Raw genomic sequence first — 23312 nt, forward strand, 5'->3', positions numbered from 1 at the left:
GGAACGCCAAGCGTTGCGGGACGCGGTGACGCGCTACAACGCCGAGGGCGTCGCGGGGCTGTTCGACCGCCCGAAGGGGCGTCGCCCGGAGTGGCTGACGGAGGCCGAGCAGGCGAGCCTGGCCGCCGCCATCTTCAAAGGACCGAAACCGGAAGTGGACGGTGTCTGCGCCTGGACGCGAGAGGCGCTGGCAATCTGGATTTCCGCCAAGTTTGGCAAGACGCTGCATCCCGGCAGCCTGAGCCGTATCCTTCGAAGGCTGGACATGTCTCGTCAGAAGGCGCGGCCCGTCCACCCAAAGACCGATGCCAAGGCGCAGGAACGCTTTCAAAAAGGGGGCTGCGCGACGCCGTAGCGGCGGCCACGGAGGCCCACCCCGGTAAGCGGATCAGCCTGTATTTCCAGGATGAGGCCCGCGTTGGGCAGAAGGGGCGGCTGGGCAGGTCGCCGACGGATTTGGGATGGACGAAGGTGGTGGCGAGGTAGGAATCGAGATCGGCCCAGACGCGGGGGGCGGAGGGATCGCCCCACAGAACGCGATACTCGACCACCCAGGATTCCTCGTCGGAGCCCCAGGCGATCACCTGCACCTCCAGCCGGTCGCCCTGGACATCGACGCCAGCGGTCAGCAAGGCAGCGGCCTCGGGCAGGCGGTCGCCCCAACCTCCTGTCCCTTGCTCACTGCTTCGTGGCGGTCAGGTCCGGGATGAATGCCTGAATGAGAACTGGTTCACCAGCCTGGCCGAGGCCCGCCGCCTCATCGAAGGCTGGCGCCGCCATTACAACGAGGAACGGCCCCATAGCGGACTGAGTTATCAAACACCCGCCGCCTTTGCGGCCAAGCGACGTGGTGCCGTCCTGCAGTCGCCTTCGGCTCCCTCCGGCCACCACCACGTCGCCAGCACCCCGGCAACCATGATATCAACGGAAACACTCACCCTCCGCGTGGGCCGAATCAGGGGGGAAGGTCAAAAAACCGTGGTCGCCATCCGATACAATGCCGCACCGGCAAACGCCCTGCTCACGGCAGGGCGTTCCTGGATGCCAAAACAGCGAGATCAACGCAAAATACTAGGCCGACCTGATCTCGCCCAGGAAGCCCTGAACCTCGCGGGCCAACTGGTTCGACACATCCTGCAGCGCCACCGCCGCACCGGTGACCTGATCGGCCATCAGCTTGGTTTCCTCGGCGGCGTTGGCGACTTCCGCCACGTTCTCGGCGGCCTGGTGGGTGCCTTCCGCCGCCTGCGATACCGAGCGGGCGATCTCCTGGGTTGCGGCACCTTGCTCCTCGACCGCCGCCGAGATCGCCGCCGACAATTCGTTGATGGTCTCGATGGTCGAGGCGATGCCGCGGATGGCATCCACCGCGACGCGGGTCTCGCCCTGGATCGCCGACACCTGCTGGGTGATTTCCTGGGTGGCGCGCGCCGTCTGGTTGGCCAGGCTTTTCACCTCGTTGGCGACGACGGCGAAGCCCTTGCCGGCTTCGCCCGCACGCGCCGCCTCGATGGTGGCGTTCAGTGCCAGCAGGTTGGTCTGGCTGGCGATCGAGTTGATCAGTTCGACCACCTCGCCGATGCGTTGGGCCGCTTCGGCCAGGCCGCGCACCGTCTTGTCGGTGGCCTGGGCCTGCCCGACCGCCTCGGTCGAGATGGCGGCGGCATGCGCCACCTGACGTGAAATCTCGTCGACCGACGACGACAATTCGTGCGTCGCCGCCGACACCGCCTGGACGTTGGCGGTGACCTGGCCGGTCATGGCCGTGACGTTACCGGCCTGCATCATGGTCTGGTCGGCGTTGGACGACAGCGTCTGCGAGTTGCCCAACAGGCTACCCGACGAAATCTGGATCAGTTCGACCACACCTTCGACGCGGTTTTTCAGCGAATTGGCCACGGATTCCAGAGCCTGACGCCGGGCCTGCTCGGCCTGACGGTCCAACTCGGCCTTTTCCAGCACGCCATAGCCCAGCTTGGCCTTGGTGGCCCGCAACAGCGCGGTCATGCGCTGGAACTCGCCGACGCTGGCATTGCCGATCTCGTGGCCCAGGTCGCCGCGGGCGATGGCGTCGAAATGGGTTTCCATCTCGACCATCGGGCGCTGGACGAAGCGCAGGATCCAGGCGGCCAGCACCACCGCGCCAACCATGGCGGCGGCCATCAGCAGGCCGATGATGGTCAGGCCGCGGGCAGCGCCGCCCTCGGCTTTGGCATAGATGGCTTCGCCATCGCCAACTTGATAATTGACCAAGGCCCTGAGCGTGGTGACGGTGTCGCGGAAGGCCGGCTCCATCACGGTGTGAATGTGCGCGCCAAGCGCGTCTGCGTCGCCCTTCCTCAACAGGTCCTTCGCCGGGTTCAGCCCCTTGGTCAGGAACGCCTGGCGGCTGGTCATCAACGCGTCCATCAATTTGTGTTCGTCGGCCGGATGGTCGCCATTGGCGTATTCGCCCCACGCCTTTTCGATGTCGGCGGTGTTGGCGGTCATGGCCGCCAGGCGCGCATCGACGGTGGTCGATCCCTTCTGGCGCAAGTCGATCTCGGCGGCCAGGACCAACTGATAGTTCTCGCGCAAGCGGTCGGTGACGGTGCTGAGCGCAATCACCGCCTTGGTGTTGTCGCGATAGATGGCCCCGACATCATCCTTGACCGAGAACACCCCTTGCAGGCCGACAAGGCCGACGACCAGCGTCGCCAGGACCATTGACGTCAGAACCAGGGACAATCTGCCGCGAACAGTTGACAGAAACGCAGCGACGCGGTCGCCCAGTCCATTGCCGACCACCAGCCCTTCCTTGATCATCCGCCCGCCGGCACGGCCCTCGCGGAAGTCGGCATAAAGCTTTTCAGCGGCGGCCACCTGCTCGCGACTGGGCTTCGAACGGATCGACACATAGCCGGTGATCTGGCCGTCTTCGGTGATCGGGGTGACGTTGGCCCGCACCCAGTAATAATCGCCGCCCTTGGTGCGGTTCTTGACGAAGCCTTCCCACGGCTTGCCCGCCTTGATGGTTCCCCACAAATCGGCGAACGCCTCTTTCGGCATGTGGGGATGGCGCACCAGATTGTGTGGAGAGCCCAGCAGCTCATCCTCGGTGAAGCCGCTGATGTCGATGAAGACCTTATTGACGAAGGTGATCCGGCCGCCAGCATCGGTGCGAGACACCAGCATGGTGCCATCGCCCATGATGACCTCGCGGTTCGTGATCGGCCCGTTGTCGCGCATCAAGAAACCTCCGGCAGTAGGAAATATATCCTTAGTATAAATACCTAGGTCTAGCGCCGGAGTTCAAGAAGATTCCTGTTCCCGCCCCTTGAAACCGGAGGCGATGACGTATGTTTCCGCCGATTCCTTGCGACTGGCGGGCGGCTTGGCGTGGCGCACGGTGGCGAAGTTGCGCTTCAGCTGGTCCAGCAGACCCCGTTCCGTGCCGCCCTGGAAGACCTTGGCGACGAAGGTGCCGCCCGGGACCAGCACTTCCAGGGCGAAGTGCAACGCCACCTCGACCAGGCCGATGATGCGCAAATGGTCGGTGGGCGGATGGCCGGTGGTCGGCGCGGCCATGTCCGAGACCACCACGTCGGCGGGGCCGCCCAGCGCCTCTTTCAGGCGGTCCGGTGAATCGTCGGCCAGGAAGTCGCCTAGCATCGAGATGGCGCCGGGGATCGGGTCGTATTCCAGGATGTCCATGCCGACCACGCACCCCTTGGCGCCGACGCGGGCGACCGCCACCTGGGTCCAGCCGCCGGGGGCGGCGCCCAGATCGACGACGCGCTGGCCGGACTTCAGGAAATGGAAGCGGTCGTCCAGCTCGATCAGCTTGAAGGCCGCGCGCGAGCGATAGCCCAGCTTGCGGGCCTCGTGCACATAGGGGTCGTTCAATTGGCGTTGCAGCCAGCGGGTCGAGGACGGCTTGCGCCCCCGTGCGGTCTTGACCCGTTCGACCAGCATGCGGCTGCCCGAACCCTTGGCGCCGCCGCCGGACTTGCTTTTGGTGCCGCCCTTGCCCCCGCTCTTGGTGGCGCTCATGCCTCTTGTTCCTCGCGCATCAAACCCAACAGAACCCCTTCGCGCACGCCGCGATCGGCCACCCGCAGGGTGTTCAACGGCCATGTGCGGCACACTGCTTCCAGGATGGCGCAGCCGGCGATGACCAGATCGGCGCGCTCCGGCCCGATGCAGGGATGGCCGGCCCGTTGCGACGGTGTCAGGTCGTGCAGCCAGCGGGTCACCGCCGCGATGTCGGCAAAGCCCAGATCCAGCCCATCGACCAAGGTCCGGTCATAGCGATCCAGCCTGAGATGCAAGGCCCCCAGAGTGGTGACGGTCCCCGAGGTGCCCATCATCTGCACCAGGCCATCGACCAAATGCGGTCCGATGCCGTGGCGCTGGTCGAACGGGGCCAGGCGGGCGGCGATGGCCTCGACCGCCTGGTCGTAGCCGTCGGCCGAGAACAGCCGGTCGCCCAGATGCTCGGTCAGCGTCACCACGCCCAGCGGCAGCGACTGAATGCCTTTGACGTCGTGGCTGCCGCTGGAGAGATCGACCCAGGCCACCTCGGTCGAGCCGCCGCCGATATCGAACACCAGGGCCCACGGCAGGCCCGGCCGCATCAGCGAGGCGCAGCCGGCCAGGGCCAGAGCGGCTTCTTCCTCGGGGCTGATGATGTCGAGATCCAAGCCGGTCTCGGCGAAGACCCTCTCGCCGAATTCGGCGCAATTGTCGGCGCGGCGACAGGCCTCGGTGGCGACCAGGCGGGCGTGGGTGACGCGGTTGCGCCCCATTTTGTCGGCGCAGGCTTTCAAGGCCAGGATGGTCCGGTCCATCGCCGCATCCGACAGCCGGCCGCTGGCGGCCAGTCCCTCGCCCAGACGGGTGACGCGCGAGAAGGCGTCGATCACCCGGAATCCGACCAGGGCAGGGCGCGCCACCAGCATCCGGCAATTGTTGGTGCCAAGATCAAGAGCGGCGAAAACCGGGTCGCGGGGGTACAGGGGAGCCAGGGAACTCAACGCGGAACTCACCACGGGAAAGCAGGGCGGGGAACGAATGGGCCGGCATGTTACCCGCCCGGCCCCCAGGACCCAAGGGAAATGTCCCGCACAGCCAAATTCCCCCTTTGCAACCGCCGAAACGCTGTGATAGAAGGTCCCCCTCTCGCGGTCGGCCACCGGCCCCGCCAGACCCCTGCTGGGGGATCGTCTAACGGTAGGACAGCGGACTCTGACTCCGCCAGTCTAGGTTCGAATCCTAGTCCCCCAGCCAAGTCTAGAATTTTCTATAAAATCAATGCGTTAGCTCGTGTCGCATGGAGCGGGGTCGCTCTCGTGTGTAGAAGCTTTGTGGTGCTGGGATGTGTAGCTCGCCCAGATCGAAGTCCTAGAAAAATCCAACTGCACTGGCCCGGATCGCGGCTGATCCGCGCTATCTGTCTTGCCCTCCTTGCACAGGCATCTGACAAAACTGTTCCATTTGTATAAGCTATCATATATAATTAGAACACGCAGGACAACATGACCCTAGGGCGCGATTTATGAAGCAAGCCATTGCGTACATTAGAGTATCGACGAAGGATCAAGGCGCCAATGGCGTTGGCCTTGGCCTTCAGTTAGAACAGATAAGAGCCTTTGCCAGTGCCTCCAGAATTTCCGTCACGGAGGTCTTTCAAGACGTCGATACCGGGACGGGTGAGGCAGGCATTTACAAACGGAACGGCTTGCAACGGGCGATCCTTAAGGCCCGTGAACTTAACTGCCCCATCATCGTATCCAATGTGGATCGTCTCACCAGAAGCTCCAAGGCCATGGCGGACTTCATCGCGGATGAAGGCATCAAGGTGATTGCTGCTAGCCACGGTAAGAAGAGCAAGGCGGTGCTGGTCGGTGAAGCAGCTAGGGGGCAGATGGAGGCGCAGATCATCAGCGAGCGCACCAGGGCGGCACTGAGCAAGAAGAAGGCGGAGGGCGTTCCTCTCGGCAACCGCACCAACCTTCCCGATGCGCGGGCGAAGAGTGTGGCAGTGCGGTCTCAGAAGTCGGAAGCAAGGGCCGAGAACTTGCGGCCGGTGGTCGCCGCGATACTCGCCAGCGGAACATCCTCGTATAGAGGCATTGCCGAGGCTCTGGCATCCCGTGGTGTTCCGTCTCCTCGCGGTGGGGAATGGTCACCCAGTGCCATCAAGAGGCTGCTCGCTCAGATCGCCGATAGGGGCGGCAGCGCCCTCTCGGAGCCCCAGGCAGAGGGTAAGCCCTGCGAAGCCTGGGGCACATGGTAGCCAGCCTCAACCCGCACCCGCTCGGAAGCTCTATGAAGTAGAGATTGCCACTCTGAAAGAAGCTAAGCCTCAATTGGCATGCTCTTAGGTTCTGATAATAAGTCAGATCTGACTGATCATTGCGTGGATATTATAATTTAAATGTCTATCACACACAAATTGACGCAGCAATAAAATTCTTAAGCTCAAATAAAGCGCTTGAGCGTCATCATGCTCTGCGCATAATTATTGCCATCCATGAAACGTAGGAGATTTATCTGAATGACTACTAACATTAGGCCCGCCTTCATCATCGACGCTGAGACCCTGTCGGATCTTGACGAACTGTCCACCCGCACTGAACACGGTCGGGACAAGCACGGCACCTGGCATCGGTTTGAGGTCAACGGCGTCCCCCTGACTGTGTCCGAGTGGGGCATCGGAAGCGGGTGGTACACGCTTTATGAGGCTGACGATGGGCGTTTCCGTTTGATCGAGGCCGATACCGACGAGCTCTTGCGTCACATCAACAAGGGCTTTCCTCGTGTGTCCGGCACTTTCCCGATGGTTCCCTGCTCGCCCTACGACATGAAAAAGTTGGTGCGGGCTTCCCACGAAGGGGTGAAGAAAATTGTCACGGCTGCGATGGCACGGTCTCCTGCGCCCCTTTCATAGGGCGCAGGTGCGCAGGGCGAGTCAGGAAAAGCTGATGGCCTCCATCATCGCGATATTGCATCGTGTTGCTCGTTCGGAGGGCGTCAATAATGGGTGGATATGAAAAATCGCCCCCTACCAGACAGAGACTGTTGTAAAATTGCCTTCCAGGCATTTCCCCCTCTGTAAGTTGGCGATCCCCGGAAGGCAAAATTTTGATGGGCACCCCTTCGTTTGATCTTTACCTAGATGACTCTGGAACTCGCTTCCCAGACAGAGCGCCTCGGCAAGAACGCGAAGATGGTATGGACCATTTTGCGCTTGGCGGTCTTCTTATTAAGTCTGAAGACGTATCGCAGCTTGTCGATATGACTAATGAGTTTAAGCGCGAGCAATTCAATTGAATGCCCTCTTCATTCTCATAAAATCAGGACAAAAAAAGATGGCTTTGCATGGCTAAAATCGGACCCAGTTCGATCTGCAAGCTTCTATCCTGCACTGGAGAAATTACTTTGTACAATTCCGGGTCATGTTGTTGGTTGCTGTGTTCATCGTCCAGGATACAATAAGCGTTATGAGACGAAATACGACAAGAAACCTTGGCAGATGTGCAAGAGCGCCTACACCATTGTAGTCGAGAGGGCCGCCAAGTTTGCCGCAATGCATGCTCGGAAACTTGTTGTGTATATTGAGGAGACCGGAAAGAACGAGGACAGGGCTATTAGAATCTATCACGCCTCTTTACGCGACAATGGAATGTATTTCGATCCAGATTCCTCTGCGAAATACCTACCCCTTGGGGCAGAAGGTTTTGCAAGCGTCCTTCTGAAGAATCCAAAATTTGTTAAGAAAGATAATGTCGGGGCGCAGATAGCTGACCTCTTGCTCTATCCAGTAATTAAAGGCGGGTATGATCCAAGCTACCCTCCTTATCAATCGCTTTCAACGGCAGGAAAACTCATCGATTCCTGCCTTGATAAAGACATGGCGAAGTATATTGGCATAAAATACTACTGCTTTGATGAGGCTATCATTGCCCAGAAAAGCGAAAAGGCTTCGGTTTGACCCGAAGCCTTTGCCCGCCGTCACAGACGACGCCCGGTCTCAATTGACCATAACTAAGCATACACTGGCGCCTCTTGCTTGGCAATCAAAACATGGGGATAGCTAGGGAAATCTATTGACAGCTCGAAAAGGTGGTAGTTCTCAGTGGGGGCGCAGCCCCTTTCGTTAGGGAGTCAAGCGGCTCGAACTCGCTAGGCCCACCATTAAAGGTGGGGATAAAGGTGGCTTAAATCCAGCCCAGGAAAGGTCACAGCCTCCATCATGGTGACACGCATCTTCAGCTCCCCCTCTGGCAGGTTGCCATATCGGCCCGTGGTGGTAGCGCCGGTGTGGCCCAGCATGAACTTGAATTGGTCGTCGAGATAGCCAGCCCGGCGAAAGGCATCAGCCAAGCCGTGGCGGAATGAGTGGAAGTTGACGCTCTTGTCGTCTTTCACGCCGATCCGGGCGACATAGCGACCATACCAGCGCGACGGATGGCCTGACATGTGCCCCCTGGTGTCGGGTGTGATTTCGGGGAACAGGCGCTTCGCGTTCCGCTTCCGCACGAGAGCGACGTAATCCAGAAAGCCAAGCTTGATCAGCTCAGTATGAATGGGGATGACGCGCTGCGACCCCTTTGTCTTGGTGGTCTTCTTCACGTCACCATCACGGGTCGTCTCGCGGGTGATGTGGAAAATCCAGTGCCCGTGCTCCTGGCGCACGTCATCAAGGTAGAGCTGCGCAATCTCCCCCAGGCGGGCGCCCGTGAAAAGGCCGATCAGAGGAAGCCAACGGCGCCAATCGTTGATGCCGACGTTACCGATAAGATGATCATTCTCGCTGGACTGCGCTCCTGTGAACACCGGAGAGCCGAAGATCGCCTTGAGCTGATCCGTGGTGTAGGGGAAGACCTTCTGCTTCTCCTTATCGAGCTTCAGGAACATGCCGTCCAGCGGGTCGCCCTCGATGTAGTCATTCGACCGCAACCAACCACAGAAGCCGCCCATGGCGCTCAGATACTTATTGATGGTCTTCTCGCTGATCGTCGGCTTACCCACCTCCTCATTCGCCTTCAACACCTGACGAAAGGTCATGCCCGTAAACACATTGGTATCGGCGGCTCTGATCGGCCACGAAAATAGCGCCTTCTTCCAGTCGCGCACGGCTGCTTTGGTGATGGCGGAAGCTGGCGATGCCTCACCGACGAACTCCGCGAACAGCTTCACTATCTTGCGGTTCTGATCCTGGGTGTCTGCGGTCACGCCACCGGGGTTCTCGCGGCAGAACTGGTCAAACAACTCCATGATGCTTTCGCCGGAGGCCGCAACGGCAAGCTCAACCTCGGCAAGCGCTGGTTTGACGATAGGATCAATCGGCTTGCCGCCGAACACACCGCGATCATGCTCTTCGGCTCGCGTTAAAGCTTCAACCCAAGCACGCATGAGCTTTAGACAGAAGTCACGGTAAGGAATAGACCCTTTTTCAAGGTCAAAACGCTCACGCATAATGATTTCATCAGCTACAGCGTGCGCAAGTACGGTTTCGCCATTGCCATAGTGTGCGCGAAGGGCGCCTAAGAGTGCCGATCGTGCCCCTTTGCCGCGTTGAGCCGCGTTCTTCAGTAAGTAAAGATCGCCAAGTTGCGCTAAGGCCGGTCCAAGTTCGGTTGACAAACCTTCAGCCTCAACACGTTGAGCCTCTTTAAGGACGTCACTTTCGTTGGGAAGGGCGGGTGGTACGACAAGATGATTGGTACCAGAGGTGATAAGGCACGGGGGGGTGATTCTGATGCCTCGGAAAGATGAGGCCCGGAGGGGGCGTACGGTGCCGGTAACCGTTGAAAATCTTGAAATAGCGAGAGAGGGGGCTCGGATCTAAGCATTGCCCTTTAGGCTGGGTCTGACCTGCCCCGGGAAAATTCCTCCAGTTTCAGGACGAGTCCGGCCCCGCTCAGGCCAGCCCGGCCAGCCTGAGCATCGGCACCAGGGCCGGCAGCAGGGTCTGGCGGTTTTGCTCCAGGAAATCCGGCAGGGCGGCCGGCGCGACGATCGCCACCCGCGCGTATTCGGCGGTGGCCAGCGCCCCATAGGCCGCCTGCACCGCCGTGCCCGACAGTGGCGTGCGCAGGCGGAACACGATGTCCAGCACGCCGCTGGGCAGATCCTCGACCAGACCGCACGCCTCGACGGCGGTGATGTCGGCGGGGCCGATGCCCAATTCCTCGTGCAATTCCTCGAGGACCTGGAGGCGCGGATCGGGCTGGGCCAGGCCGCCGGCCGGGGCCGCCTCCCACAGGCCGGGATCGGTGGCGACGTCGGCGCCCCTTTGCCCCAGCACCAGCCCATCGGCGCACAGCAGCAGCCCGGTCACCCCCAGGGGGCGGAAGGTCAGCCCGGCACCGACCAGTTCGGGGGCCAGGCGCCGCGCCAGGACATGGCTATAGTCCGACCGCTGAATGCGCAAGACATCAAGGCCGGCCGATTCCAGCCCATAGACCGGCCCGTTGGTCAGGCGGTCGCCGCGCTTTGCCTTCTCGGCCTGCCAGATGGCGGCGATGCGTTCCGCCACGGCCGGCGGCGATGACCAGGCCGGGCCGACCTCAAGCCGGAAGCCAGGGTTCAGCGGATGGCTCACCACCTGTTCCATGGCCGGCTAGGCCGCCACCGAGGCGATGGCCAGCCGGGCCAGCGGGGCGTAAAGCGGCAACAGCCGCGCCTTGACCTCTTCGGCATATTCGGCGGCCGACAGGGGCGGCGGGCAGGGGGCGATATCCATCCACACGGTGGCCGCCACCCGGCCGGCATCGACCTCTTCCACCATGTGGTGGGCGGTGATGGCGACGCGGGCCTCGCCGGCCTCGATGGCGCGGCGTACCGGCTCGGCCCCGGCATAGGCCGGCAGGGCGCCGCGATGCAGGTTGATCGCAAAACGGGCCTGGGCCAGCATCGCCGCGGTCAGGATCGAGCGCCACGACAGCACCAGCAGCAGGTCGGCCCGGTGCTCGGGCAGCATCTGTTCCAGGCTTTTGGCCTGGGCGACGTCCAGCCGATGCAGCGGCACCTGGGCGGCAGCGCAGACGGCTTCGTAGCGGGCCAGTTCCGGGCGCGGGCCGCCCCCTTCCTTCTTGGGCAGATTGGGGTGGGTGTAGACCGCCGCCAGCTCGACCAGCGGATTGTCGATCAGGACATCTTGCAGGACCCGCAATCCGGGCTCTCGTCCCAACAAGGCGACGGTGCGCAACTTCTTCAACGATGTGGTCCAGTCCTGTCCGCGGGCATGTTTCATTTATCGACGAAACCGCGCCCGGTTCAATCGGCGAAATCCAGCTTTGAAGGGCGAAACAGGCAAGATATCATCGGCGGCGATAAATAAGACCCCTGGAGGCCGAGAATGAAGTCCCTTGCCGCCGTCGCCGCCCTTGTCACCCTGTCCATCGCCTTGCCGGCTGCCGCCCAGGATGCGGCGGCGGTCAAAAAGTGCCTGGCCTGCCATACCTTCGAAAGCGGTGGCGCCAAGAAGGTCGGCCCCAATCTGTTCGGAATCTATGGCAAGGCCGCCTCGGTCCCCGAGCTGGCCGGCAAGGGTGTGGTGTGGGACGATGCCAACCTGATGGCCTATCTGGAAAATCCGTCGGCCTTCCTGGCGGCCAAGACCGGCGGCGCGGCCAAGAGCAAGATGGCCCTGCTGGTCAAGGACGAGGCCGAGCGCAAGGCGGCCATCGCCTATCTCAAGACCCTGAAGTAGCTCCAACCCGTTCCAGCACGGCGGCGAAGAATCCGTCGGTGCCGTGCGAGAACGGCGACAGCCGCAGATAGGGCTGGTCGACCGGGCATTCGGTCCCGACCAGTTCGGACCACAGGCCGGGCACCGGAACCAGTTTGAAATCCGGATGGGTGGCCAGGAAGGCCTGGATCTGGGTTTCGTTCTCGTCGGGCAGGATCGAACAGGTGGCGTAGACCAGCCGTCCGCCGGCCTTCACCAGCCGCGCCGCGCTGGTCAGGATCACCCTTTGGCTGTCCAGCAGTTCGGCCAGGTCGGTGGGGGTCAGGCTCCACTTGGCGTCCGGATTGCGCCGCCAGGTGCCGGTGCCGGTGCACGGCGCATCGACCAGCACGCGGTCGTAGGAGCCGGCCGAGCGCTTGATCCATTTGTCGGCGGCGCCTGAAATCACCCGGCGGGTGACGTTGTGCACGCCGGCCCGGCGCAACCGGTCGCCCGCCTTGTCGACCCGCCATTCGGCGACGTCGCAGGCGACCAGCCGGCCCTTGTTTTCCATCTGGGCGGCGATCGCCAGGGTCTTGCCGCCGGCGCCGGCGCAATAATCACATACCGCCATGCCCGGTCGGGCATCGGTCAGCAGCGCCACCAATTGCGAGCCCTCGTCCTGGATCTCGACCAGGCCGGTGCGCCACGCCTGCAACTGCACCATCGGTGCCCGCGCCATCAGGCGCAGGCCCAGCGGTGACCAGCGGGTGGGTTCGGCCTTGATCTGCTCGGCCGCCAGGCTGGCGATGGCCGCGTCGCGGTCGGCCTTCAAGCTGTTGACCCGCAAATCCAGCGGCGCCTCGTCGCGCATGGTGCCGACCTGGGCGGCCAGATCGTTGCCCCACAGCGCTTCCAATTTCGGCGTCAGCCATTCGGGGAATTCGCCCCTGACCCAGGCCGGCTGGTCGCGGTGGAACAGGTCGCAGCCCTTAAGGCGCTCCATCAGGCGCTTTTCCTCGCGGCCGGGCGGCGGCGCCGAATGGGCGCCCTGGAACAGCGAAGGCTCCAGGCTTTGGCCCTCGAAGGCCAGGTCGGCCAGCACGCGGGCGCGGGCCTCGGCCGGATGCTCCAGGCGCTCCAGCCACCAATCGATGCGGGCTTTGCGGCGCAGTACCCGCCATACCGTGTCGGCGACGGCGCGGCGATCCTTGGCGCCGATATAGCGGCGGTTCTTGAAGAAGAACGACGCCACCTGGTCGGCGGGCCGGGTCTCGGATTCGATGGTGGCCAGCAACTCGATGGCGGCGGCGATACGGGCGGCGGGGGTCATGAGGATTCCTGTGGCGAGGCCGCGCGGTGCGGTGCGGCGGACCATACTGCCATTGCCGCCCGCCGCGCATCGAAAAAATCCTGCCGGCCGGGCCGCTCTCGATTGCCAACGGAATAACGGCACTGTTTAATGGCAGTGACGACGATTAAATACTACTTTAAATCTGGCTGTGGCGAGGGGGGCGGGGATGTCGAAAGAGAGTGGAGAAATCCAGGTGGCGGCGGCCGATGGCGGGGCGTCGGTCGATGTCACCTCCGAACGGGTGTTCAACCGCTATTTTGCCCTGGCGGGCCTGGCGCTGATCGGCATTTCGGTGTGCGGTCTGCTGTCGCTGGGCTGGGTGTTCCTGCACCTGTACGACCAGAGCATGCACATCATCAAGGACGCGACCGGGATGCAGATCCTGCTCTATATCGTCCAGGTCTATTCCGACAGCATCATCATCTTCCTGGCCTCGGCGTTCGCCGCCTTCGTCGGCATGAAGCTGTTAAACGTGGCCGGGGCGTCGGCGCGGTCGGTCATCCCGCGCCGGGACTATCTGGTGCTGGCTGACGCCATTCGCGATGCCAATCGTGACGCCATCACCGAATATATCCGCCTCAGCGCGTTGACCGGTATCACCGGCTTCTTCACCAAGCTGGGACTGTCGGGCCTGCCGTTGGCGACCATCGGGCTGACCCTGGTGTTCAGCGCGGTGTCGCTGTACGACGACAAATTCATGGATCTGGCCAAGCTGACGCTCGGCGCCTTCATCGGTTCATTCGTGCAACGCGGCGTCGCCTCCCAGGGCGCCGAGCGCACCGAGCCAAGAAGCCCGGCTGAAACGGGCGGCTGACGGGGGAGCCCCGCCTGCTACTCGCTTTTATAGTTCGGCGCTTCCTTGGTGATCGACACGTCGTGGACGTGGCTTTCACGCAGGCCCGCCGAGGTGATGCGGCGGAAGGTGCAGCGGGTCTGCATTTCCGGGATGGTGCGGTTGCCGGTATAGCCCATGCCGGCGCGCAGGCCGCCCACCATCTGGTGGATGACGGTGCCGACCGGACCCTTATAGGGAACGCGGCCTTCCACGCCTTCGGGGACCAGCTTCAGCTTGTCGTTGACGTCGGCCTGGAAATAGCGGTCGGCCGAGCCGCGCGCCATCGCCCCGATCGAGCCCATGCCGCGATAGGATTTGTACGAGCGGCCCTGGAACAGGAACACCTCGCCCGGGCTTTCCTCGGTGCCGGCGAACAGGGACCCGATCATCACGCAATCGGCCCCGGCGGCGATGGCCTTCGAGATGTCGCCGGAATATTTGATGCCGCCATCGGCGATCAGGCAGATGCCGGCCTTGCGGGTGACTTCGGCCACTTCCATCACCGCCGACAGCTGCGGCACGCCGACGCCGGCGACCATGCGGGTGGTACAGATGGTGCCCGGACCGATGCCGACCTTGACGGCGTCGGCACCGGCATCGGCCAGGGCCTGGGCGGCGGCGGCGGTGGCGATGTTGCCGCCGATCACCTGGGCGCGGTCGGACAGGCGCTTGATCTGGCGGACGGTGTCGATGACGCCCTTGGAATGGCCGTGGGCGGTATCGACGACGATCACGTCGACCTCGGCCTCCAGCAGGGCCTGGGCGCGCTTGATGCCTTCCGGGCCGACGCCGGTGGCGGCGGCGACGCGCAGGCGGCCCTGCTCGTCCTTACAGGCGTCGGGGTGGGCCTGGGCCTTTTCGATGTCCTTGACGGTGACCAGGCCGGTGCAGCGGTATTCGCCATCGACCACCAGCAGCTTCTCGATGCGGTGCTGGTGCAGCAGGCGCTTGGCCTCGGTCTTGTCGACGCCTTCGCGCACGGTGATCAAGGTGTCCTTGGTCATCAGCTCGGCGACCGGCTGATGAACATCCGAGGCGAAGCGGACGTCGCGGTTGGTCAGGATGCCGACCAGACGCCGCGTGCCGCGCTCGACCACCGGGATGCCCGAGATCTTGAAGTCGGCCATCAGCTTCAGCGCTTCGGCCAGCGGCTGGTCGGGGTGGATGGTCACCGGATTGACCACCATGCCCGATTCGAACTTCTTGACCGCGCGGACTTCCTGGGCCTGGGCCAAGATGTCGAGATTCTTGTGGATCACGCCGACGCCGCCGGCCTGGGCCAGGGCGATGGCCAGGCGCGATTCGGTGACGGTGTCCATGGCCGCCGACACCAGCGGGATGCCCAGCTCGATCGAGCGGGTCATGCGGGTGCGGGTGTCAACCTGCGTGGGAAGAACGTCGGATTCCGCCGGAACCAGCAGAACATCGTCGAACGTCAAAGCTTCCTTGATTTCCATGTCACCTCCGGCCGGCGCGTGAAACCGCTCTAATAGCAGCTATGCCCTTGGGTGTGCAACGGAGTACCCCCCTGTGCGTGGCATCTGTGCTATGCTTTTTGGCAAGAGCGTACGTTCGACGCTCGCGAAGGGGAGGTTGCCATGCGTTCCTCCGACACCTGGGTGTGTGTGGCCGATGGTTCGCGCGCATCCTTCTTCCGCTGCGACGGCCCTCGGCACGACCTTGAGCCTGTCATGGGTTACGGCGTTCCCGCCGACGGCCGCCCGTTTCTGGGCCGGGTCGCCGGCCAGTTGGACCGCGCCGCCCGCACCCATTTGTTCGAGCATCTTGTGCTGGTCGGCCCCCAATCGGTGCTGTCGGCCCTTGAAGGTCACATGACTCCCGACACCAGGCAATTGGTGATCGGCGAGGTCGATCGCGACCTGATCCGGACCACGCCGCGCGAACTGACCACCTGCCTGCGCGACTGGCTGCCGCATTAGGCGCGAGGCGCGGCCCGTGCCGGGCTGCTCAGTCGCCGCTCGGGCTTTTGGCGCGAGGCGCGGCCCGTGCCGGGCTGCTCAGTCGCCGCTCGGGCTTTTGGCGCGAGGCGCGGCCCGTGCCGGGCTGCTCAGTCGCCGCTCGGGCTTTTGGCGCGAGGCGCGGCCCGTGCCGGGCTGCTCAGTCGCCGCTCGGGCTTTTGGCGCGAAGCGCGGCCCGTGCCGGGCTGCTCAGTCGCCGCTCGGGCTTTTGGCGCGAAGCGCGGCCCGTGCCGGGCTGCTCAGTTGCCGCTCGGGCTTTTGGCGCGAGGCGCGGCCCGTGCCGGGCTGCTCAGTCGCCGCTCGGGCTTTTGGCGCGAAGCGCGGCCCGTGCCGGGCTGCTCAGTCGCCGCTCGGGCTTTTGGCGCGAAGCGCGGCCCGTGCCGGGCTGCTCAGTTGCCGCTCGGGCTTTTGGCGCGAGGCGCGGCCCGTGCCGGGCTGCTCAGTCGCCGCTCGGGCTTTTGGCGCGAAGCGCGGCCCGTGCTGGGCTGCTCAGTCGCCGCTCGGGCTTTTTCTACCACCGCCTTAAGCCCGGCGGCGTTTGAGCAGGCCCGGCACGGGCATGCGCCCCGCGCCTAATCCGCGTTCAGCCGGACTTCTGCAGCAGGCGGGCGATTTCGACGAAGAACGGCCCCAGCAATTTGTCGGGGGCCAGGTTCCAGCGCCGGCTGAAAGCACGGATGCGGTCCGATGCGAAGGTGTCCAGCTTGAGGCTGGCATAAAGCGCGTCGAACACGCGGCCCATATGGCCTTCGGTGAAGGCGAACTTGGCACGCTCTTCCGCCTTCAAGGCCACGAACGAGGTCGAGCCGGTCGAGACCGCGCTGGGATTGGCGTTCAGCACCACCAGGAACCAGTCGCGGCGGGCGTCGAAGCGGGTGAAGCTTTTGGAGATCAGCACCAGCACCTGTTCCAGGATCAAGCCGGCCTCGGGGGCTTCGTGCAGGGCGTCCCAGGCGACCATGCCGTCATCGCCGCGATGGGCGGCGGCCAGCGCCTTGGCCCGCTGGCGCAATTGCTCGTGCGCCTCTTCGCCGATCATCATGCGCACCGCCGACAGGAATTGCGGCAGCCGCTTGCGCTCGATGCCCGCCGGTGTGTCCAGCAGGGCGGCGATCGGGTGCACCACCATGCGGCCCAGCGGGTCGCGGCGCTGCCGCTCGATGGCGATGCGGTTGAAGACGTCCTCGCAGGTCCGGGTCTGCTGGTAATAAATCGTCGCCAGCGGGCCGCCGGCCCCCAGGATCGCCTGGGCGATCCGTTCGACGTCGGCTACCGCGACCTGGCCATCGATGGCGATTTCGCGCACCAGATCAAGCAGGGCGCGCACGGCGACCCCGCTGACATGGCGACAATGTTGGCCTTCGGGGGCTTCCGGCCCTTTCGGCTCGTCTTCGGTGTCGACTTCCTCGGCCACGGGCGGCGATCCAGATAGAACTTGCGCACAAGCCTACTCTTGGCCGATGCGTGGCGGAAGTGCCAAAACGCGAAGGGCCGGCCCCCTGGCGGAGGCCGGCCCTGGCGTTCTGTGAAGCTGGTTTAGTTGTTCTGCGCGCCCTGCTTGATCCACTTACGGATCAAGTCGCGGTCGCAAGAGCTCAGCTTCTTCTTGCCGTGCGGCATCTGCAGGGACTTGTCGGCCTTGCCGTCGATCAGCACCATCAGGTTGCTGGTGACGGGGTCGCCGGCCACGATCATCGGACCGTGCTTGGTGCCCTTCATGGTGCCTTCATAGGTGGTGAGGTCCAGGCCGCTCTTTTCGAAGCCATCCTGGCCGGCCTGGTGGCAGGCCACACAACGGACCTGCAAAATGGGGTGGACGTCCTCGGAGAAGCTCACGGGGGCTTCCTTGGCGAGGGCGGGCGAGGCGACGGCGAGGGCCAGGGCGGCCAGCGCGGCGGCGCGGAAGGTGATCATAAGCGGGAACTCCCCATATCCTGTCTAGTTCAGAAAGTTTGCAACTTAGCGACCGTTTTGGCAATGGCCGGGCTGCTAAAAAATCTCCCCAACCGGCTGTCTTCATGCTTTATTGGCGGCCCTTCCGGTTGGTTGGATGATGATATGTCGAGCTTGAACACCTACCGCGCCGGCCCGGACGAGCGCGGCCATTTCGGTATCTATGGCGGCCGCTATGTCGCCGAGACCCTGATGCCGCTGATCCTGTCGGTGGAAAAGGCCTATGGCGAGGCTAGGTGCGACCCGGCCTTCGTGGCCGAGTTCCGCACGCTGCTGGCCCAGTATGTCGGCCGGCCCAATCCGCTGTATCACGCCGCCCGCCTGACGGAAGCCTGGGGCGGCGCCAAGATCTTCCTCAAGCGGGAAGACCTGAACCACACCGGCGCGCACAAGATCAACAATTGCATCGGCCAGATCCTGCTGGCCCGGCGCATGGGCAAGGAACGCATCATCGCCGAAACCGGCGCCGGCCAGCATGGCGTGGCGACGGCCACGGTGTGCGCGCTGTTCGGCCTGAAATGCGTCATCTATATGGGCGCCACCGACATCGAGCGTCAGGCCCCCAACGTCTATCGCATGAAGCTGTTGGGCGCCGAAGTGCGGCCGGTCACCTCGGGGGCGGCGACCTTGAAGGACGCCATGAACGACGCCCTGCGCGACTGGGTCACCAATGTCGCCGACACTTATTATCTGATCGGCACGGTGGCCGGGCCGCACCCGTTCCCGGCCATGGTGCGCGACTTCCAGTCGGTGATCGGCGACGAGGTCCGCGCCCAGATGCTGGCCCAGGAAGGTCGCCTGCCCGACAGCCTGGTCGCCTGCATCGGCGGCGGCTCGAACGCCATGGGGCTGTTCCACCCGTTCCTGGACGAGCCCAGCGTGCGCATCATCGGCGTCGAGGCCGGCGGCCACGGGCTGGACAAGCTGCACGCCGCCTCGCTGACCGGCGGCCGGCCCGGCGTGCTGCACGGCAACCGCACCTATCTTTTGCAGAACGAGGACGGCCAGATCCAAGAGGCCCACTCGATCTCGGCTGGCCTGGATTATCCCGGTATCGGGCCGGAACATTCGTGGCTGCACGATAGCGGCCGGGTCGAATATGTCTGGGTCACCGATGACGAGGCGCTGGAGGCCTTCCAATTCGTCACCCGCGCCGAAGGCATCATCCCGGCGCTGGAATCCAGCCACGCGCTGGCCCATGCCGCCAAGATCGCCGGCACGCTTTCCAAGGATCATCTGATGGTGATCAACCTGTCGGGACGCGGCGACAAGGACGTCAACACCGTGGCGCGCGCCCTGGGCGACGTCCATCTGGGAGGGCTGGTGTGATGAGCCGTCTTGCCACCCGCCTGTCGTCCCTGGCCGCCGACAATCGCGCTGGATTGGTGACCTATGTGATGGGCTTCGATCCCGACCGCGCCACCAGCCAGGCCATCTTCGACGGCCTGCCGGCGGCCGGCGCCGACATCATCGAATTCGGCATGCCGTTCACCGATCCCATGGCCGACGGCCCGGCGATCCAATGGGCGGCCGGCCGCGCGCTCGAAGCCGGCGGCAGCCTTCGGGGCGTGCTGGAGATGGTCGCCGCCTTCCGCAAAAAGGACGCCGCCACTCCGGTGGTGCTGATGGGCTATTACAATCCCGTCTATGCCTGGGGGCCGGAAAAGTTCTGCGCCGATGCGGCCCGGGCCGGGGTGGACGGTCTGATCCTGGTCGATCTGCCGCCGGAAGAAGCCGACGAATTGCTGCCCTCTTGCCGGGCCAACGATATCGACTTCATCTTCCTGACCACGCCGACCAGCGACGATGCCCGGCTGCCGGTGATCGTCGGCAACGCCTCGGGCTTCGTTTACTACGTCTCGATCGCCGGCATCACCGGCACCGCCTCGGCCTCGAACCAGGCCATCGGTGACGCTGTGGCGCGGATCAAGCGCCACACCAGCCTGCCGGTCTGCGTCGGCTTCGGCATCAAGACGCCCGAGCAGGCCGCCGACGTGGCGCGTTTGGCCGACGGCGTGGTGGTCGGCTCGGCCATCGTCGCCGCCGCTGATGAAGCCAAGAAGGCCGGTGCCGACCCGGTGGCCGCGGCCCTGGGCCTGGTGGCCAAGCTGGCCGAAGGCGTGCGGGGCGCGCGGAAATAGGGTATATCGGCTTCGATGTTCGAAGAGGTTAACCACAGAGACACAGAGGCACAGAGGGAAGGTGCCGGGTTGAGCCGCTGTCGCTTCAACGGGGGTGGTCCCTCTGTGCCTCTGTGCCTCTGTGGTTTATTCGCCGGTCGGTGCGGGAATGCCGCCGGCCGTCAGGAGGATTTGCTGCGATGAACTGGCTGACCAACTACGTCCGACCGAAGCTGCAGGCCCTGGTCCGTCCGAAGGAAGTGCCGGACAATCTGTGGCACAAGTGCCCCGGCTGCGGTCACATGATCTTTCACCGCGACTTGGAAAAGGCGCTGAACGTGTGCGGCCATTGCGGCCATCACATGCGCCTGTCGGTCAACAAGCGCCTGGAGATGCTGTTCGACGAAGGCCGCTATACCCGCATCGAGCTGCCCAAGATCATCGACGATCCGCTGAAGTTCCGGGACCAGAAGCGCTATAGCGACCGCCTGAAGGAAGCCCGCGCCAAGACCGGCGAGCACGACGCCATCGCCGTCGCCCACGGCAAGATGGGCGGGCTGGGTGTGGTGATCGCCGCCTTCAATTTCGATTTCCAGGGCGGCTCGATGGGCGTCGCCGTCGGCGAGGGCATCGTCGCCGCCGCCGAACTGGCCGTGCTGCAGGACGCGCCCTTGATCGTCATCCCGGCCTCGGGCGGTGCCCGCATGCAGGAAGGCATCCTGTCGCTGATGCAGATGGCCCGGACCACCGTGGCGGTCGACAAGGTCAAGGAAAAGCGCCTGCCCTATATCGTGCTGCTGACCGACCCCACCACCGGCGGCGTCTCGGCCAGCTTCGCCATGCTGGGCGACATCGCCATTTCCGAGCCCGGCGCGGTGATCGGCTTCGCCGGTGCCCGCGTCATCGAGAATACCATCCGCGAGAAGCTGCCCGAGGGCTTCCAGCGCGCCGAGTACCTGCTGGACAAGGGCATGGTCGACATGGTGGTGCCGCGCCGCGACCTGCGCGCCGCCCTGATCCGCGTGCTGTCGCTGTTGAAGAACCGCGCCCCGGCCGGTGATCTGGTCACCCTGCCGGTCGAGGTCGATAACCCCGAGGCGCTGGCCCGCATGTGATGGTCGACGCGGTTCTGGACCGGCTGACCCGGCTGCACCCCAAGGTCATCGACCTGTCGCTCGACCGGGTGCTGACCCTGCTGGACAAGCTGGGCCACCCGCAATTGCGGCTGCCGCCGGTGGTCCACGTCGCCGGCACCAACGGCAAGGGCTCGACGGTGGCGTTTCTGCGCGCTTTCGCCGAGGCGGCGGGGCTTCGCGCCCATGTCTATACCTCGCCGCATCTGGTCCGCTTCAACGAACGTATCCGCGTCGCCGGCCAATTGCTGGACGACGGCGCCCTGATCGCCCTGCTGGAGGAGATCGAGGCGGTCAATGACGGTGCGCCGATCACCTTCTTCGAGATCACCACGGCGGCGGCCTTCCTGGCCTTCACCCGCACGCCCGCCGATCTGACCATCCTGGAGACCGGGCTGGGCGGGCGGCTGGACGCGACCAATGTGGTCGAACGTCCGGTGCTGACCGTGCTGACCCCGATCGCCATGGATCACGAGCAGTTCCTGGGCGGGCGCATCGAATCGATCGCCGCCGAGAAGGCCGGCATCATGAAGCGCGGCGTGCCGTGCGTCATCGCCGACCAGGGGCGCAAGGTCATCAAGGTCCTCGAGGCCCGCTCGCTGGAAATCGGCGTGCCGTTGATCCGCGAGGGCAAGGACTTCTTCCTGCGCGCCACCCCCGACGGCGGCAGCCATTACAAGGGCACCAGCGTCGAATGGACCCTGCCGGCCCCCGGCCTGGCCGGCGCCTTCCAATTGCGCAATGCGGGCGTCGCCCTGGCCGCCATCGAGCGCTTAAGCCGGACCGAGAAGCCGCCGGTGATCCCCGAATTCCCGCCCGCCGCCCTGGCGCTGGGGATGAAAAGCGTGCAATGGCCGGCCCGCCTGCAGCGCTTGACCAAGGGTCCGCTGGTCGAGCGCCTGCCGGCCGGCTGGGAGCTGTGGCTGGACGGCGGCCACAATCCCCATGCCGCCGAGGCCATCGCGCGCCATGCCCGCTCGTGGCGCGACATGCCGCTGATGGGGCTGTTCGGCATGCTGTCGACCAAGGATGTCGATGGTTACCTGGAACCATTGGCGCCCCGCTTTCATTCGTTGCGCACCGTCACCATCCCCGGTGAGGCGTCCAGCCTGTCGGCCGAGGATGCCGCCGCCGCCGCGACCCGGCATTTCTGCATGGACGCCGCCCCGGCCGCGTCGGTCGAGGCGGCGCTGGACACCCTGATCGCCAGCCATTCCCAAGGCCCGGCCCGCGTGCTGATCTGCGGCTCGCTGTACCTGGCCGGCAAGGTGCTGGAACAGAACGGCTGAGTGTTCCGCTTTGTTCTCATTTTATTGATTTAGGCGGGTATCACTGGTAAGGTCATGCGCGTTAATATCGCGTGTGTGCCATGAAGTGTATGCAATTCCCGTTAGCGGCCTTGTTGCTGGTCGCGCCGGTCCTGGTATCGGCTGCGCCGACCGAACGCATTCGCGGCCCGGTCGAGGCCGAGGTGCTGACCGTCAAGGATGGCGACACCCTGGCGGTGCGCGCCCATATCTGGCCCGGACATTATGTCGAGGTGGCGGTGCGGCTGGCCGGGATCGACACCCCCGAGATCAAGGGCAAGTGTGATCGCGAGCGCGATCTGGCGCAACGGGCGCGCGACAGTCTGACGCAATGGACGGCGTCGGGCCGGGTGCTGCTGAAGGACGTCACCTACGACAAGTATGGCGGCCGTGCCGTCGCCTTGGTCGAGACCCCCGAGGGCCAGGACATCGCCGCCAGCCTGATCAAGGCCGGGTTGGCCTATCCCTATGAAGGTCGCACCAAACAGGGGTGGTGCTGAGGGTGGGGGCACTTGATCTTATCCATTTATAGCTGGATTCCACTCAATGTGGATAAAATCGGTCTCGATGTGATTGTCTGCGGTCCAACGATTGTCGCCACGGCTTTGCTCAGTGCCTCGCGATCCCATCTCCACGGCCCGCCCCTCCGTTGGGACCGTCTTCGGATGGAGCAAAGGAAAACGGCAATGGGTGGATATCAGAAAGCTTCGTGACCACCTCTGCACCCCCAGCATACGTATGGGTCAACATGTTAGCTTCGGCATCGTACTTCGTGGTTGCGGGTAGGAAATCTCCCAACTTATGGGGGTGCTCTGTTGCCAGCTTTTTCAGGCGTTGTAGCTCGAAGTAAACCGCATCGACCAGTATCACGTAAGCACTGCGGTTCTTTATGTTTGGCTCTATTCGTGAATCGTATTGACGGTCACGCCCCCATGGCGGCGGCGAGGCAATATCGCGCGGTCGGGTCCGGAT

General features: G+C 64.1%; 23 protein-coding genes, 1 tRNA gene and 2 pseudogenes. 14 read left to right on the plus strand and 12 right to left on the minus strand.

Translation table 11 applies throughout. The features are described from left to right. Positions 1–355: winged helix-turn-helix domain-containing protein (locus tag A6A05_RS14470; RefSeq protein ID WP_068502701.1), on the plus strand; the 355-nt coding region annotated here is incomplete at its 5' end. Positions 356–464: 109 nt separating this feature from the next. Here the strand turns inward: A6A05_RS14470 and A6A05_RS22135 are convergent. After that, positions 465–650 (minus strand): annotated as a pseudogene (locus A6A05_RS22135) (terminase gpA endonuclease subunit); the annotation flags it as partial. Positions 651–693: 43 nt separating this feature from the next. On the opposite strand from A6A05_RS22135, the pseudogene A6A05_RS20250 reads away from it, so the two are divergent. Further along, a pseudogene (locus A6A05_RS20250) lies at positions 694–840 on the plus strand (integrase core domain-containing protein); the annotation flags it as partial. A 231-nt stretch (positions 841–1071) separates the two neighbouring features. Here A6A05_RS20250 and A6A05_RS14475 read toward each other — a convergent pair. The 3 genes from A6A05_RS14475 to A6A05_RS14485 form a co-directional block, all read right to left on the minus strand. Then, on the minus strand, positions 1072–3228 hold the full coding sequence (locus A6A05_RS14475) for a methyl-accepting chemotaxis protein (protein ID WP_068502704.1): 2157 nt from the start codon (positions 3226–3228) through the stop codon (positions 1072–1074). A gap of 63 nt (positions 3229–3291) precedes the next feature. Then, complete coding sequence (locus A6A05_RS14480; protein ID WP_068502707.1) at positions 3292–4032, minus strand: RlmE family RNA methyltransferase; 741 nt, start codon at positions 4030–4032, stop codon at positions 3292–3294. Continuing rightward, the gene (locus A6A05_RS14485; RefSeq protein WP_245644306.1) at positions 4029–5015 is read right to left on the minus strand and encodes a Ppx/GppA phosphatase family protein; all 987 of its coding nucleotides are present in this window, start codon (positions 5013–5015) and stop codon (positions 4029–4031) included. The genes A6A05_RS14480 and A6A05_RS14485 overlap by 4 nt, the downstream gene beginning before the upstream one ends. Positions 5016–5194: 179 nt before the next feature. On the opposite strand from A6A05_RS14485, the gene A6A05_RS14490 reads away from it, so the two are divergent. From A6A05_RS14490 to A6A05_RS14505, 4 genes are all read left to right on the plus strand, one after another. Continuing rightward, positions 5195–5268, plus strand: a tRNA-Gln gene (locus A6A05_RS14490). 268 nt (positions 5269–5536) lie between these two features. After that, complete coding sequence (locus tag A6A05_RS14495) at positions 5537–6277, plus strand: recombinase family protein (protein WP_068502712.1); 741 nt, start codon at positions 5537–5539, stop codon at positions 6275–6277. A 261-nt stretch (positions 6278–6538) separates the two neighbouring features. Next, complete coding sequence (locus A6A05_RS14500; protein ID WP_068502713.1) at positions 6539–6931, plus strand: hypothetical protein; 393 nt, start codon at positions 6539–6541, stop codon at positions 6929–6931. 354 nt (positions 6932–7285) lie between these two features. After that, positions 7286–7975, plus strand: a complete 690-nt coding sequence (locus A6A05_RS14505; protein WP_082910988.1) for a DUF3800 domain-containing protein — start codon at positions 7286–7288, stop codon at positions 7973–7975. A gap of 203 nt (positions 7976–8178) precedes the next feature. Here A6A05_RS14505 and A6A05_RS14510 read toward each other — a convergent pair whose 3' ends face one another. From A6A05_RS14510 to A6A05_RS14520, 3 genes are all read right to left on the minus strand, one after another. Next, positions 8179–9630: a site-specific integrase gene (locus A6A05_RS14510; RefSeq protein ID WP_156521076.1), complete on the minus strand. Its 1452-nt coding sequence runs from the start codon at positions 9628–9630 to the stop codon at positions 8179–8181. Positions 9631–9907: 277 nt separating this feature from the next. Then, positions 9908–10591 (minus strand): hypothetical protein, encoded by a 684-nt coding sequence (locus tag A6A05_RS14515; protein WP_156521077.1) that lies wholly within the window; start codon positions 10589–10591, stop codon positions 9908–9910. 18 nt (positions 10592–10609) lie between these two features. Next, positions 10610–11206 carry a formyltransferase family protein gene (locus A6A05_RS14520; RefSeq protein WP_216635811.1) on the minus strand — a complete coding sequence of 199 codons (597 nt, stop codon included), beginning with the start codon at positions 11204–11206 and terminating at the stop codon, positions 10610–10612. Between the two features lie 141 nt (positions 11207–11347). Between A6A05_RS14520 and A6A05_RS14525 the strand changes: the two genes are divergently transcribed. After that, positions 11348–11701 (plus strand): c-type cytochrome, encoded by a 354-nt coding sequence (locus A6A05_RS14525; RefSeq protein WP_068502725.1) that lies wholly within the window; start codon positions 11348–11350, stop codon positions 11699–11701. Here A6A05_RS14525 and A6A05_RS14530 read toward each other — a convergent pair. Continuing rightward, positions 11685–12992 carry an RsmB/NOP family class I SAM-dependent RNA methyltransferase gene (locus A6A05_RS14530; protein ID WP_068502728.1) on the minus strand — a complete coding sequence of 436 codons (1308 nt, stop codon included), beginning with the start codon at positions 12990–12992 and terminating at the stop codon, positions 11685–11687. The genes A6A05_RS14525 and A6A05_RS14530 overlap by 17 nt on opposite strands. A gap of 187 nt (positions 12993–13179) precedes the next feature. On the opposite strand from A6A05_RS14530, the gene A6A05_RS14535 reads away from it, so the two are divergent. Next, positions 13180–13827 (plus strand): hypothetical protein, encoded by a 648-nt coding sequence (locus A6A05_RS14535; protein WP_068502731.1) that lies wholly within the window; start codon positions 13180–13182, stop codon positions 13825–13827. A 17-nt stretch (positions 13828–13844) separates the two neighbouring features. On the opposite strand, the gene guaB is transcribed toward A6A05_RS14535, so the two are convergent. Continuing rightward, positions 13845–15305, minus strand: a complete 1461-nt coding sequence (guaB, locus tag A6A05_RS14540) for an IMP dehydrogenase (protein WP_068502734.1) — start codon at positions 15303–15305, stop codon at positions 13845–13847. Between the two features lie 141 nt (positions 15306–15446). On the opposite strand from guaB, the gene A6A05_RS14545 reads away from it, so the two are divergent. Continuing rightward, positions 15447–15788 carry a host attachment protein gene (locus tag A6A05_RS14545; protein ID WP_082910989.1) on the plus strand — a complete coding sequence of 114 codons (342 nt, stop codon included), beginning with the start codon at positions 15447–15449 and terminating at the stop codon, positions 15786–15788. A gap of 622 nt (positions 15789–16410) precedes the next feature. Here A6A05_RS14545 and A6A05_RS14550 read toward each other — a convergent pair. Beyond that, entirely contained in the window at positions 16411–17241 is an 831-nt protein-coding gene (locus A6A05_RS14550; RefSeq protein ID WP_068502739.1) for a hypothetical protein, read from the minus strand. 122 nt (positions 17242–17363) lie between these two features. Then, on the minus strand, positions 17364–17741 hold the full coding sequence (locus A6A05_RS14555; protein WP_068502742.1) for a c-type cytochrome domain-containing protein: 378 nt from the start codon (positions 17739–17741) through the stop codon (positions 17364–17366). A gap of 144 nt (positions 17742–17885) precedes the next feature. Between A6A05_RS14555 and trpB the strand changes: the two genes are divergently transcribed. From trpB to A6A05_RS14580, 5 genes are all read left to right on the plus strand, one after another. Beyond that, positions 17886–19109, plus strand: coding sequence for a tryptophan synthase subunit beta (gene trpB, locus A6A05_RS14560; RefSeq protein WP_068502745.1), 1224 nt, complete (start codon positions 17886–17888; stop codon positions 19107–19109). Beyond that, entirely contained in the window at positions 19109–19921 is an 813-nt protein-coding gene (trpA, locus tag A6A05_RS14565) for a tryptophan synthase subunit alpha (protein WP_082910990.1), read from the plus strand. The genes trpB and trpA overlap by 1 nt, the downstream gene beginning before the upstream one ends. A 179-nt stretch (positions 19922–20100) precedes the next feature. Continuing rightward, entirely contained in the window at positions 20101–21015 is a 915-nt protein-coding gene (gene accD / locus A6A05_RS14570) for an acetyl-CoA carboxylase, carboxyltransferase subunit beta (RefSeq protein ID WP_068502752.1), read from the plus strand. Beyond that, positions 21015–22322 carry a bifunctional folylpolyglutamate synthase/dihydrofolate synthase gene (locus A6A05_RS14575; protein WP_068502755.1) on the plus strand — a complete coding sequence of 436 codons (1308 nt, stop codon included), beginning with the start codon at positions 21015–21017 and terminating at the stop codon, positions 22320–22322. Before accD ends, A6A05_RS14575 begins: the two co-directional genes overlap by 1 nt. 80 nt (positions 22323–22402) lie before the next feature. Next, entirely contained in the window at positions 22403–22840 is a 438-nt protein-coding gene (locus A6A05_RS14580; protein WP_068502760.1) for a thermonuclease family protein, read from the plus strand. A gap of 109 nt (positions 22841–22949) precedes the next feature. Here the strand turns inward: A6A05_RS14580 and A6A05_RS21525 are convergent. Beyond that, on the minus strand, positions 22950–23312 hold a 363-nt coding region (locus tag A6A05_RS21525; RefSeq protein WP_216635812.1), incomplete at its 5' end, for a hypothetical protein.

The sequence above is a fragment of the Magnetospirillum moscoviense genome, from assembly GCF_001650635.1.
GTDB lineage: Bacteria > Pseudomonadota > Alphaproteobacteria > Rhodospirillales > Magnetospirillaceae > Magnetospirillum > Magnetospirillum moscoviense.